The 12,501-nt window shown below is 54.4% G+C and carries 10 protein-coding genes and 1 pseudogene; 7 read left to right on the forward strand and 4 right to left on the reverse strand.

Features of this window, described 5'->3' with window-relative positions; all coding sequences use genetic code 11:
• Positions 1–7: 7 nt before the first annotated feature.
• Complete coding sequence (locus tag NM96_12115; protein AVR79961.1) at positions 8–1,924, reverse strand: bifunctional aminodeoxychorismate synthase component I/aminodeoxychorismate lyase; 1,917 nt, start codon at positions 1,922–1,924, stop codon at positions 8–10.
• A gap of 166 nt (positions 1,925–2,090) precedes the next feature.
• Here NM96_12115 and ppk2 point away from each other — a divergent pair, with 166 nt between their 5' ends.
• A complete protein-coding gene (gene ppk2 / locus NM96_12120) occupies positions 2,091–3,020 on the forward strand; it encodes a polyphosphate kinase 2 (protein AVR79962.1) in 930 nt (309 codons plus the stop codon).
• 97 nt (positions 3,021–3,117) lie between these two features.
• Positions 3,118–3,981 (forward strand): TonB-dependent receptor, encoded by an 864-nt coding sequence (locus NM96_12125; protein ID AVR79963.1) that lies wholly within the window; start codon positions 3,118–3,120, stop codon positions 3,979–3,981.
• 169 nt (positions 3,982–4,150) lie between these two features.
• Here NM96_12125 and NM96_12130 read toward each other — a convergent pair.
• Positions 4,151–4,231 (reverse strand): annotated as a pseudogene (locus NM96_12130) (transposase).
• 97 nt (positions 4,232–4,328) lie between these two features.
• Here NM96_12130 and NM96_12135 point away from each other — a divergent pair.
• Both NM96_12135 and NM96_12140 read left to right on the forward strand, forming a co-directional pair.
• The gene (locus tag NM96_12135) at positions 4,329–6,149 is read left to right on the forward strand and encodes a putative heme utilization radical SAM enzyme HutW (protein ID AVR79964.1); all 1,821 of its coding nucleotides are present in this window, start codon (positions 4,329–4,331) and stop codon (positions 6,147–6,149) included.
• A gap of 1,073 nt (positions 6,150–7,222) precedes the next feature.
• The gene (locus tag NM96_12140; GenBank protein ID AVR79965.1) at positions 7,223–7,843 is read left to right on the forward strand and encodes a nucleoside-diphosphate sugar epimerase; all 621 of its coding nucleotides are present in this window, start codon (positions 7,223–7,225) and stop codon (positions 7,841–7,843) included.
• A gap of 386 nt (positions 7,844–8,229) precedes the next feature.
• Here the strand turns inward: NM96_12140 and NM96_12145 are convergent, their stop codons facing one another.
• A complete protein-coding gene (locus tag NM96_12145; protein ID AVR79966.1) occupies positions 8,230–9,510 on the reverse strand; it encodes a LysM peptidoglycan-binding domain-containing protein in 1,281 nt (426 codons plus the stop codon).
• A gap of 280 nt (positions 9,511–9,790) precedes the next feature.
• Between NM96_12145 and def the strand changes: the two genes are divergently transcribed.
• From def to NM96_12160, 3 genes are all read left to right on the forward strand, one after another.
• Positions 9,791–10,294, forward strand: coding sequence for a peptide deformylase (gene def / locus NM96_12150; GenBank protein ID AVR80343.1), 504 nt, complete (start codon positions 9,791–9,793; stop codon positions 10,292–10,294).
• Between the two features lie 143 nt (positions 10,295–10,437).
• Positions 10,438–11,364: a methionyl-tRNA formyltransferase gene (locus tag NM96_12155; GenBank protein ID AVR79967.1), complete on the forward strand. Its 927-nt coding sequence runs from the start codon at positions 10,438–10,440 to the stop codon at positions 11,362–11,364.
• Between the two features lie 133 nt (positions 11,365–11,497).
• Entirely contained in the window at positions 11,498–12,019 is a 522-nt protein-coding gene (locus NM96_12160) for an O-acetyl-ADP-ribose deacetylase (protein ID AVR79968.1), read from the forward strand.
• Positions 12,020–12,136: 117 nt separating this feature from the next.
• On the opposite strand, the gene NM96_12165 is transcribed toward NM96_12160, so the two are convergent.
• Positions 12,137–12,421, reverse strand: a complete 285-nt coding sequence (locus NM96_12165; protein ID AVR79969.1) for a peptidase — start codon at positions 12,419–12,421, stop codon at positions 12,137–12,139.
• Positions 12,422–12,501 lie beyond the last annotated feature (80 nt).

A 12,501-nucleotide genomic window follows, 5' to 3' on the forward strand; every position in this document is an offset into this window, starting at 1 on the left:
AATAATTTTATTCTTTAACGACCAAATCCGCCTCAAACATGCCCCTTAAGGCGTTGGAGAGGCGGATTTCTTCGGCGTGTTCCAGCATGTCGCGGGTGATGTGCGTTTCGATGACTGCGTCCGCGCCCAAGTAGGTTTGCGGCTGTTGCAACACGGCTTGGCGCATGACGCCGTTGAGGATGTCCAAATCCAGAGACGGGGTGAGCCATTGCCCTTGGTATTTGATGAATACGTTGCTTCTGCCGCCTTCGAGCAGGAGGCCGTCTGAATTGAAAAACAGGCTGTCGAACGCGCCTTGTGTTTCGGCGGTTTGCCACGCTTGGTCGAAGAGGGCGCGGCGGGTGGTTTTGAAGCGGCGCAGGTAGTCGCGGCGCGGGAGGGGTTGCGGGGCGGGGATGACGCGCTGCGGGGCGGACAGCTCGGCGGTGGCGGCATGGCTGAGGATGAGATCGTCTGAAACGAGTTCGGCTTTCAAGCGGAAGAGGCCGTCGGGCAAGTCGGCGATGTATTGCCGGATTCGGGTTTCGCCATCGTCGGGCAGGGGCAGGTTGAGGGCTTGGGCTGAGATTTTCAGACGACCTAAATGCAGGTCGAGCAGGCGGCATTGCCTGTTTTCCACGCGCATGGTTTCGAAGATGCCGAAGGCGGGGCGCAGTTCGTTGAGGAAACGGGCTTTCCAGCCGCATTCCCGATATTCGGCGTCGGGGTCGCTGTCGATGACGATGCCGGAACCGACGCCGTATATGCCTTGATATAGTGGATTAACTTTAAACCGGTACGGCGTTGCCCCGCCTTGCCGTACTGTCTTCGGCTTCGTCGCCTTGTCCTGATTTAAATTTAATCCACTATCTAGGTCGTCTGAAAATGGAAGGTCGTCTGAAATCGGGTCTGAAACGGGTTTGAGCGACAGGGTGCGGATGACGACGTTGAATATACCTTCAAATCCCAGCCCGCCCGCGCAGGGTTTCAGGTAGCCGATGCTGCCGGTGTACAGTCCGCGCGGTTCGGCTTCGAGCGATTCGATAATCTGCATGCTCATGCGTTTGGGTGCGCCGGTGATGCTGCCGCAGGGGAAGGCGGCGCGGAGGATGTCGGCGGCGCTAATGTGCGGCAGGGCTTGGGCTTGGATGGTGCTGGTCATCTGCCAGACGCTGCCGAAACGCGATACTTTAAACGGCTCGGGCACGCATACTTTGCCGGTTTGGGCGATTTTGCCGAGGTCGTTGCGCAGCAAATCGACAATCATCACGTTTTCGGCGCGGTTTTTCGGGTCGGCTTGCAACTCGGCGGCGCGGCGTTCGTCTTGCCCGTCGCCCAAAATCGGCGCGGTGCCTTTCATCGGTTCGGTGCTGATGGTGCCGTCCGCACCGATTTTGAGGAAGAGTTCGGGCGAGAAACACAGCGTCCACGCGGATTTTCCTGCCGCATCGGGCAGGTGGGACAAAACGGCATAGGGGACGGGCTGGCGCAAGCGGCGGTAGAGGCTGACGGGATTGCCGTAGGCTTGCAGGTGCAGGCGGGTGGTGTAGTTGATTTGATAGGTGTCGCCGCGCCGGATGGCTTCGTGGATTTGGCGGATGCGGTCGAGGTAATCGGCTTCGGATACGGAGGATTGCGGCGTGGAAATACCGGCGGGGAGGTCGTCTGAATTTTGGGCAAGCCAGCTTGCGGCATCGATGTCGGCGCAGTCGGCAAACCAGTGCAGGGCAAGATTGCCGCCGCGTTCGGACGCTATCCCCATCAGCGGCAAACCGAATTCGTAGTCTGCAAACAACACAGCATGCAGCCCTTTTTGCCAGCCCTTTTGCAGCGTATCGTCCAGCGAATCCAGTTCGTTATGATGGAAAAGGCGGTTTTCCACATGATTTTGATAGAGTTTTGCGCGGCCGCTTACGGCATCGTCAAACAGGGCGAAATAGGGCATGGCTGTGGTGCAAATAGCCTGATTATACGCCGTTTTTACACAAATTAGCAGACCGCGCCGAAAAAAATGGGTCAGTGTAATTTTATGTAGTCCGCTGAGGGGCAAAGGAGTAGAATCAAACCATACCACACCATATCATTTCAAACTTAATCAATAAGGAGACCCTATGGCAGATCATCAGTTAGAACCGTTCGAAAACGTTGAATTGGGCGAAAAGCAAGACCAGTTGCAAGTTTTCGAAAAAGCCGTTTTGGAACACGAAGGACGCGGTACGGACGAAGATTCCGGCAGCGCACCGCTTCCCGCCAATTACCCCTACAAACAACGTATGCGCCGCGCCGCATACGAAAAAGAAAAACAAAAGCTGCAAATCGAATTGCTGAAAGTGCAAAGCTGGGTCAAAGACTCCGGCCAACGCATCGTCAGCCTGTTTGAAGGCCGCGACGCCGCAGGCAAGGGCGGTACCATCAAACGCTTTATGGAACATTTGAATCCGCGCGGCGCACGCGTTGTCGCTTTGGAAAAACCGACCACCACCGAACGCGGCCAATGGTATTTCCAACGCTACATCCAAAACCTGCCGACCGCAGGCGAAATGGTATTCTTCGACCGCTCATGGTACAACCGCGCCGGCGTAGAACGCGTGATGGGCTTCTGCGAACCCAACGAATACCTGCTCTTCATGCGCCAAACCCCTGAATTGGAACGTATGCTCGTCGCCAGCGGCATCCACCTCTTCAAATTCTGGTTCTCCGTATCCCGCGAAGAACAACTGCGCCGCTTCATCTCCCGCCGCGACGACCCCCTGAAACACTGGAAACTTTCCCCCGTGGACATCCAGTCGCTCGACCGCTGGGACGACTACACCGAAGCCAAAAACGCCATGTTCTTCCACACCCACACCGGCGACGCGCCTTGGGTCATCATCCGTTCCGACGACAAAAAACGCGCCCGCCTCAACTGTATCCGCTACTTCCTGCATCAGTTGGACTACCCGGGCAAAGACGTGAAAGCCATCGGCAAAGTGGACGAAAAAATCGTCCTCGTCCCCGATACGCGCTACAAAGAGAAAACCGTCGATATCGGTCACGACTGATTGAGCGGTCAGCCGTTTGAGCAGTAAAAAGGTCGTCTGAAAACCTGAAATACGGGTTTTCAGACGACCTTTGTTTGTGTGGTAAAGGTCTTGGATATTGACTGTCGTAAAAGACAGGCTGGCCACCGAAACCGACCAAGCTTATCTCAACGCCAACCCCGACGGTACGGCAACCCGCTTCAACGATTCTGCGCTCACGCCCAGCCTGCGCCTAAGCGTACCGATGGGAGAACAGTTCACCGGTTTCGCCACCTATTCACAAGGCTTCCGCACGCCGCCGTTTGACAGCGCGACCATGGCGTTTGCCAACACGACCTACGGCTATGCCGTCATCCCGAATGCGAATCTCAAATCCGAACGCTCCAACAGCTTCGAATTGGGCATGAAGTTCAAAAACGAACGCGCCCGCGCGCAAGTTACTGCGTTCTACAACCGTTATCGAAACTTCATCGACCGCACCGAAGTCGGCACTGCCTCCATAGGCGGCCGCCCGATTATCCAGTACCAATATCAAAATCTGGATAGGGTCAAAACCTACGGTGCCGAAGCCTCCGCCGCCTACAAATTCCTGCCGGGCTGGCAAGTCTCCGGCAGCATCGCGTGGATGCGCGGCAAGCAGCAAGACGGCACGCCGCTGGATTCCGCCTACCCGCTCAACGGCGTTTTGGGATTAGACTACGCACAAGAAAAATGGGGCGTCGATACCAAACTGCGCTGGTCGAAAAAACACAGCCGCGTCAGCAGCGACAGCGTTTTCCAAGCGCCGGGCTACGGCGTATGGGATGTCGGCGCGTGGTACAAGCCGTCTAAAAACGTCGAAATCGGCGCGAACATTTACAACATCGGCAACAAAAAATACTGGCAACACGCAGACGTCGCCGGCATGAGCCGCTCAAGCGTGATGGATTTGTACACCGAAACTGGACGCAATTTCGCCGCCCGCGTGCAGCTTAAGTTTTAGTGTTCCCAAAGAGGTCGTCTGAAAACAGGTCATGGGTTAAATGCCTGACACCCAAACCAAACAGCAAATCAAATCTTTGATTTTTCAGACGACCTCAAGCCATCCCGCACAATGCCGACCTCAAAATTTATAGTGGATTAACTTTAAACCAGTACGGCGTTGCCTCGCCTTACCGTACTATCTGTACTGTCTGCGGCTTCGTCGCCTTGTCCTGATTTAAAGTTAATCCACTATAGTCAGTTACCGATACTTTTCATTTTCTGTTTCCCTTCACTATCGCCCCTTGACACTACCTATCGCTAATGATTTAATTTTCAAATCTGATTAATAATCATTTTTAATCAACTATGGAACAGCAGCTTGTTTGGACACCGCGCCAATCCGCGCCCAAAGCCTTTCCCGAACGGCAGGCGTTGATGCCGATATGGGGCGGCATACCGATTCCCCGTCCGCAATGGCAAAATATTTGGCGGCAGCAGCTCCCCCATGCCGCCGATTCCGACGCGCTCGCCTATCTGCACATCCCCTTCTGCGCTAACCACTGCGTGTTCTGCGGCTTCTACCGCAACGCGTGGAAAGAGAGTTACAGCAGCGTTTACACCGACAAAATCATCGAAGAAATGGCGGCGGAAGCCGAAATCCGCCAAGGCAACGGTAAAATCCGCGCCGTCTATTTCGGCGGCGGCACGCCCACCGCGCTGCAAACCCAAGACCTAGCCAGACTCATCCGCGCCTGTTACCAATACCTGCCGATTGCCGACGACTGCGAGTTCACCATCGAAGGCCGCATGAGCCATTTCGACATCGAAAAAGCCCAAGCCTGCGTCGAAGCGGGTGCCAACCGCATTTCCATCGGCGTGCAAACTTTCGACACCGCCATCCGCCGCCGCCTCGGCCGCAAACACGGCGGAGACGAAGCCTTTGCTTATCTGGAAAAACTGTGTGAAATCAATGCCGTTATCGTTGTCGATTTGATGTTCGGCCTGCCCAACCAAACCGACGCCGTCTGGCAAAACGACCTCGAACGCGCCACCGCCCTGCCTTTGTCCGGACTCGACACCTACGCCTTCAATCTCTATCCCATGCTGCCCATCAACCGCATGGTGGAAAAAGGCGCATTTCCCGCCCCGCCGGGTTTCGACGTTCAGGCAGACCAATACGCCTACTCCGTCGAAACGCTGGCGCAAAAAGGCTGGAACCAAGTCAGCAACAGCCATTTCGCCTATCCCGGCCGCGGCGAACGCAACCGCTACAACACACTGGTCAAATCCAATATCCCCTGCTGGGCGTTCGGCTCCGGCGCAGGCGGCAACCTCGGCGGCTTCAGCTATCAGGTGCAGGGCGATTTAGACAGCTACCTCGCCACCCCGAAAGGCGAAAAAAACATCGCCTTCATGAGCGGCCACAGCCCGAACAAAACCCTGCTCGGACAAGTGCAGCACGACATGGAAACAGGTCGTCTGAATCCCTCGCTATTTGACGGCAACGCCGCCGCGCAGAAGCTGATTGCCCAATGGCAGGCAATGCAGCTCTTTGAAGAACAAGGTTCAGACGGCCTCATCCGCCTGAACACCAGCGGCCGCTACTGGTCGCCCACCCTCATCCGCAAACTCATGCTCACCCTTCCGACTCAAGAAAAGGATCAAACCATGCAAAAACTTTCATCCGAACAACAAATCATGTTGCGCCAATCATTGGAAAAAAATCCCGGCCAAGTGCTCGAAATGCTCGCCGCGCAAAACCAATGCAGCTTTGAAGACGTCATCCGCTGCCTGCCCGAAAACTGCATCCGCCAAACCGAAGGCAGCCGCATCGTCGAAATCCTCCAAGCCGTCGCCGCTTGGGACGAAGCCGTCACCTTCATCGCCCACACCCCCGACGCCATCGTCGAAGTTACCGGCAAACTGCCCGGCGGCAAAGTCGGTCGCGGCTTCTACAACTTCGACCACCCCGAAACCGACGGCGGCGTACACGGTCATATCTATTACGAAAACTGCGCCGCCATCTACCTTTTAGAGCGTCCGTTTATGGGCAAAGACACCTGCTCGCTCAACTTCATCAACCGCAACGGCGGCGCCATGTTCAAAATCTTCGTCGGACGCGACGAAGCAGGCGAACTCAAACAACACCAAATCGAAGCCATGAGAAAACTGTTTGCGGCGGCTTAAACAGGTTTCAGACGACCTTTGCCCGAAACCGATAGAAATTGCCGCATTCCTGCACAAACGAAACCATCTTTCGGCATCGTAAATAGCCGATGAAATTCGACAGGCTGCCTGCAAGATTGGTGTTTGCCCCAAAGTAAGCTTACGCTTACCGCCCTCTCCCTAACCCTCTCCCACGGGGAGAGGGGATTGAGGATACTGAGATTCAAGCATTTTTGGCTTCTCTGCCACTTGAAGTTTACCCGTCAACCCATCCCCTCTCCCCGCGGGAGAGGGCTAGGGAGAGGGCAAAACCCACGCTACGGCAGTTGTCATGAAACCCGCTTTGCCCGCTTTCAGACGACCTAATACTCTGCCGCGAAAGAGAACCAAAAAGAAGTAGCGTGGGCTATGCCCACGACAGCACAACATCAAACACAACAAGGTCGTCTGAAAGCGCAGTATCAATGAAGTTAAAACGAATACAGCGAGTTTCGTTAAAAACAAATACAGATTTCAGACGACCTTTGGAGCAAAATCGCGGGCATAGCCCACGCTACAACTGAACCATTTTTGGCTTCTCTGCCACTTTTAGCTTCCCTGTCAACCCATCCCCTCTCCCCGTGGGAGAGGGGATGGGAGAGGGTAAAGCACAAACCGGTAAGTCAATTCAGCAGGCAAAATCCACGCTACGGCTGTTGTTATAAAACCCGCTTTGCCCGTTTTCAGACGACCTTTGATTCAACTGAGCACCAACCATTTTTGGCATTCTCTGTCGTTTGGATTCTCCCTACCAACCCATCCCCTCTCCCCGTGGGAGAGGGCTAGGGAGAGGGTACGACCCCAAACCGGTAAGTTAATTCCGCAGACAAAACCCATGCTACGGCTATTGTTATAAAACTCGTTTTGCCTGTTTTTCAGACAATCTCAGTTCTGTCGCAAGAGAAAACCGAAAAAAGGCAGCGTGGGCTTTGCCCACGACCACGCAGCATCAAACACAACAAAGTCGTCTGAAAATCAACCAGCCTGTCCCAACCACTCAACAAAGTAAACAGATTATTGAACCCCTAACCATCCAACACACAAAGGAGCTCCCCATGCAACTCATCTTCGGTGCCAACGGCCCGTCCGGCCGCGCGTTCATCAGCACACTCACCCATCCTGCCGACACCGTCGCCGTATTAAGAAAGCCGCCTGAAGACTCGTTCTTTAGCGAACACCGCATTCAGACGGCCACCGCCGACGCGCTCGATGCCGACGCGCTCGACAAAGTGTTCGCACAATACCGCCCCGACAGCGTCATCAGCTTCGTTGGCGGCAAAAACGAACAAGGCATACGCAGCGACGCACTGGGCAACATCAACATCATTGCCGCCACCCAGGCTACCAACCCGCAAGCCCGTTTCATCCTGATTACCAGCATGGGCTGCGGCGAACAATGGGACATGATGAGCGAACCCTTCAAACAAGCCCTCGGCGAAGCCGTCCGCGCCAAAACCGAAGCCGAAATCTACCTCAAACAAAGCAGCCTGAACTGGACCATCCTCCGCCCCTGCGGATTGGACAACAGCGAAGACAACCGCCACATCCTGACCGACCACCCCGACGGCATCCCTAAAAACTACATGAGCCGAAACGGACTCGCCGCCGCCGTCACCGTCGTCCTGCAAGACCCCGAAAGCATCGGTAAGGTTTACACCGTCGGTTCAGGCAGTTAACACAGCGCCCATAGCCAAACAGGTCGTCTGAAAAGGTTTCAGACGACCTGTTTGGCGCTTGACTGATTCGATAGGTAACAATATATCCGCTTATGGCTTGGTAGGGATGAGCGGCAGAAGTTTATCGGCACATTCAAGAAACAAGTTATCTTGAGGATAAAGCGGATTGGGCAGATAGAGCGGGCGATAGCAGGAAATGCCGGCATCGTCATTTCCGCGCGGGCGGGTATTTGGAGGTTTGAGATTACGGCAATCTTCATAATTTTTTGAAAAACTCAGGATCAGACTCACGCTGATTAGGAATGACGGTACGGCGTTGCTTATTCAAATTTTTATAAAAAACGTCGTCTGAAATTTTCAGACGACGTTTTGTTGTCGGCAATCAATCAATATTTATTGATGTTGCTGTGGATATTGTATTGGTTGTGTTCCGTATCGTGGGAATCTTGCGGCTCGTTGCGGACGTGCGGTTTGTCGTCAGACATGTTGTCCAAGTCGCGGCCGGGTTCGGATACGGTGTCGCCGATGTTGATGCTGGTCAGGTTTTCCAAAATGATGGCGGACGAGAGATGTTCGCCGGTGCGGTATACCATGGCCAATGCGGTTTCTTCGGCAGGGATGGAAACATATTTAACGATGTTCTTACGGCCTTTTTTGCCTTCTTCCAAATCGACTTTCACTTGGCGGTCGCGTTTGTAAATGCTCAAGACCGTGCCTTTGTCCAAGCCGTCGGCGGAACCTTTGTTCAGGGTAACGGTTTGGAATTGTCCGGCTTCGTGTACGCCGTCGAGGATGGAGATGACTTTACCGTCGATGTGTTGCGTCGGTGCGTGCGGCATGATTTGGAAAGGCTCGGTTTCGCCGTCCATTTTCAGTAGGAAATCGCCTTTGCGGATTTCGGAAACGGCTTCTTCCACAATCATAGGCTGCGCGGTTTGGGTCGGCACTTTCGCCAGCGGGTGCAGGCGGGTGTAGTATTCGCCGTCTTTCAGGTATTTGCGGTCTTCGTCGGAAGCGGAGTCCAGCGCGCTGTTGGTGTAGGGCAGGGTGCTGACGATGCCGCTGAAGACAACTTCTTGTCCGAGGTATTTGCGGGTATCGGGATCGGTCAGGTCTTTGACGGCGCGGTAAACCAGATAGCGGCCGGGTTCGGTAACGCCGTAGGCGTACACGCGTTCGCCTTTGCTGTACATGATGCGGTTGTCAGGACCGTCGATCAGGCGCGGTGCGTCTTGGGTCTTCATTTGGTCGATGAACTGCGGATGTTGCATGAACATGCGGTAGAAGTTCACGTTGACGGTTTGGATGCCGTAGCCTGAAGAGGTTTCGCGGACGCGCGGGCTGAGTTTGATGACCGGAATGCCGTCATTGCCTGCGGAGCCGTTTTCGAAGCCCAGTTGCGGGCGGCCGTTGACGTAGCGCAAAACCAACACCTGACCCGGATAAATCAGATGCGGATTGCGGATTTCCCCGCGGTTTGCGCCCCAAAGGCGGTTCCACTGCCACGGGCTGTACAGATATTTGCCGGAGATACCCCAGAGTGTGTCGCCGTTTTTCACGACGTAGCGTTGCGGCGCATCGGGGCGCACTTTTAATGAAGCTGCTTGAGCGTGGGCGGAAATTGCCATGCCTGCGACACAAAGCAGGGTTATAATACGTTGTTGCATAACCGTTCCCCTTGAAATTGATTCGGTTTGTCTTTAAATGATAAATGGAGAAAATGAAATGGCCGGGAGTTTGCAAAAACCGCCGTCCCCCTTTAAAAAACGTCAATGGGCGTTTCGTGCGCATTGAACGGAAATTCATTGGTACATATTTTATCATTGAATGTTAGTGTCATCACGGGAATTGTGAAGACAGGCGCAAAATTTGTATGAAAACACACACAATCTGCTGCCGGACGTGTTTGAATGCGCGTCCCAAGTATTGAAAAACGAAGAGAAAATTATGGCTTTACTGAATATCCTGCAATATCCCGACGAGCGTCTGCACACCGTGGCGAAGCCTGTCGAGCAAGTCGATGAGCGCATCCAAAAGCTGGTTGCCGATATGTTTGAAACCATGTACGAAGCGCGCGGTATCGGGCTGGCGGCGACGCAGGTCGATGTGCATGAGCGCGTCGTCGTAATGGATTTGACCGAAGACCGCAGCGAGCCGCGCGTGTTCATCAACCCCGTCATTGTTGAAAAAGACGGCGAAACCACTTACGAGGAAGGCTGCCTGTCCGTGCCGGGCATTTACGACACCGTTACCCGCGCCGAGCGCGTCAAGGTCGAGGCTTTGAACGAAAAAGGCGAGAAATTTACGCTAGAGGCGGACGGACTGTTGGCGATTTGCGTGCAGCACGAGTTGGATCACCTGATGGGCATCGTTTTTGTCGAACGCCTGTCGCAGCTCAAACAGGGTCGGATTAAGACCAAACTGAAAAAACGTCAGAAACACACCATCTAAAAGCCGAATGATACGGTCGAACAGGTCGTCTGAAAGAGGAAAGCGGCAGCAAGCCGTTGTTTTTCAAACTTTCAGACGACCTGTCGCAATGTTTGCCGTTGCGCTATATAGGTCGTCTGAAACCCATTTCCAAGGAGTTTCCCATGAAAGTCATCTTTGCCGGTACGCCCGATTTTGCCGCTGCCGCCTTAAAAGCCATAGCCGCCGCCGGTTTTGAAATCCCGCTGGTGTTGACCCAGCCCGACCGCCCCAAAGGACGCGGGATGCAGCTTGCTCCGTCTCCTGTGAAGCAGGCCGCGTTGGAATTGGGTTTGCGCGTGGCGCAGCCTGAAAAACTGCGCAACAACGCCGAAGCCCTGCAAATGCTCAAAGAGGTTGAAGCCGACGTAATGGTCGTTGCCGCCTACGGACTGATTCTGCCGCAAGACGTGTTGGATACGCCGAAACACGGCTGCCTCAACATCCACGCCTCGCTGCTGCCCCGTTGGCGCGGCGCGGCGCCGATTCAGCGCGCGATTGAAGCGGGCGATGCCGAAACGGGCGTGTGTATCATGCAGATGGACATCGGTTTGGACACTGGCGATGTGGTCAGCGAACACCGTTACGCCATCCAACCGACCGATACGGCGAATGAAGTACACGATGCGCTGATGAATCTCGGTGCGGCGGCGATTGTTGCTGATTTGCAACAATTAAAAACAGAAGGTCGTCTGAAAAGCGTCAAACAGCCAGAAAAAGGCGTGACTTATGCGCAAAAATTAAGCAAAGAAGAAGCGCGTATCGATTGGAACGAAAGCGCGGCAGTGATTGAACGCAAAATCCGTGCCTTCAACCCCGTCCCCGCTGCGTGGGTGGAATATCAGGGTAAACCGATGAAAATCTGGCGGGCTGAAGTAGTGGCACAACAAGGCAGGGCGGGCGAAGTGTTGTCTTGCTCGGCTGATGGCTTGGTCGTTGCCTGCGGCGAGAATGCGCTGAAGATTACCGAATTGCAGCCTTCCGGCAGCAAACGGATGCCGATTGCGGCGTTTGCGGCAGGGCATAAGATTGAGGTTGGGACGGTTTTGTAGAAGCCGTTTGCAGACTGATTAATTTTCAGACGACCTTTCTTTGAATGATTCAGAGGTCGTCTGAAAATATCGGCAGGGAAACGTTTGGTTTTGTTGAACTGACGACAAGATTCCCCACGTTTAGGAGCAGATCATGGCAGTGTTTGAAGTAGTCGAAGGCGATATTACAAAACTTGAAGTCGATGCCATCGTGAACGCCGCCAATGCCTCGTTGTTGGGCGGCGGCGGCGTGGACGGCGCGATTCACCGCGCGGCGGGACGGGAATTGTTGGAAGCGTGCAGAAAGTTGAACGGCTGCCGCACGGGCGAAGCGAAAATCACCCAAGGCTACCGGCTGCCGGCGAAATTTGTGATTCACACCGTCGGGCCGGTTTGGTTCGGCGGACACCGCAGCGAAGCGGTCAAGCTGGCAGAGGCGTATCAAAATTCCCTGCTGTTGGCGCAAGAACACGGCATCCGCAGCATCGCCTTCCCCTGTATCAGCACAGGCGTGTACCGTTTCCCCGCTGATTTGGCTGCCGAAACAGCTTTGGCGATTTTGAAAAAAACCTTGCCGCAGTGTCCGTCTGTCGAAAAAATCATTTTCTGTTGCTATTCGCCGCAGGATGCCGAACGCTATCGGACATTGTTGGAACGGGACGGGGCGGTCGTCTGAAAGTCTTGAATCGGGCGAAACGGTAGATAAAAGGTTTTCAGACAACCTCGGGTAAACTTGAGGTCGTCTGAAAACGAAAAAGCCGAACATATAAGTCTGGCTTCCTCTAAGAACTCATTAATCGTCGCAGTGGTTGTCGGTGTCCACTTTGATGACGCGGCCGCTTTGTGAGGAAACGTCCACATCGTATTCGGTGCAGCCTCTGCGGATTTCGATTTCCCAGCGTCCGTCGCTGTGGTCGATGTCGGTAACGCGGCCGCCGCCGACGCGTTTCTTGGCGATTTTGACGGCTTGCGCTTGGGAGATGGCGCGGGAATGTTTGTGTGGTGCCGCCGCGGCGGTCAGGCTGCCGGAAACGAGTGCGACGGAAACGGCAAGCAGGGAGAGGGCGCGCAAAGTCATGATGAATCCTTATGTGTGTTGAAAAGAACGGACTATATGGATATTGTCATGAGCGGGCAATCGGATTAACACAATTTGAA

It is taken from the genome of Neisseria mucosa (assembly GCA_003028315.1).
GTDB lineage: Bacteria > Pseudomonadota > Gammaproteobacteria > Burkholderiales > Neisseriaceae > Neisseria > Neisseria mucosa.

Bases quoted from the DNA above. Each gene is read 5' to 3' on its own strand.
- NM96_12135 (AVR79964.1), top strand. From the start codon at position 4,329: ATGGAACAGCAGCTTGTTTGGACACCGCGCCAATCCGCGCCCAAAGCC.
- NM96_12160 (AVR79968.1), top strand. From the start codon at position 11,498: ATGGCAGTGTTTGAAGTAGTCGAAGGCGATATTACAAAACTTGAAGTC.
- NM96_12165 (AVR79969.1), bottom strand. From the start codon at position 12,421: ATGACTTTGCGCGCCCTCTCCCTGCTTGCCGTTTCCGTCGCACTCGTT.
- ppk2 (AVR79962.1), top strand. From the start codon at position 2,091: ATGGCAGATCATCAGTTAGAACCGTTCGAAAACGTTGAATTGGGCGAA.
- NM96_12145 (AVR79966.1), bottom strand. From the start codon at position 9,510: ATGCAACAACGTATTATAACCCTGCTTTGTGTCGCAGGCATGGCAATT.
- def (AVR80343.1), top strand. From the start codon at position 9,791: ATGGCTTTACTGAATATCCTGCAATATCCCGACGAGCGTCTGCACACC.
- NM96_12140 (AVR79965.1), top strand. From the start codon at position 7,223: ATGCAACTCATCTTCGGTGCCAACGGCCCGTCCGGCCGCGCGTTCATC.
- NM96_12115 (AVR79961.1), bottom strand. From the start codon at position 1,924: ATGCCCTATTTCGCCCTGTTTGACGATGCCGTAAGCGGCCGCGCAAAA.
- NM96_12155 (AVR79967.1), top strand. From the start codon at position 10,438: ATGAAAGTCATCTTTGCCGGTACGCCCGATTTTGCCGCTGCCGCCTTA.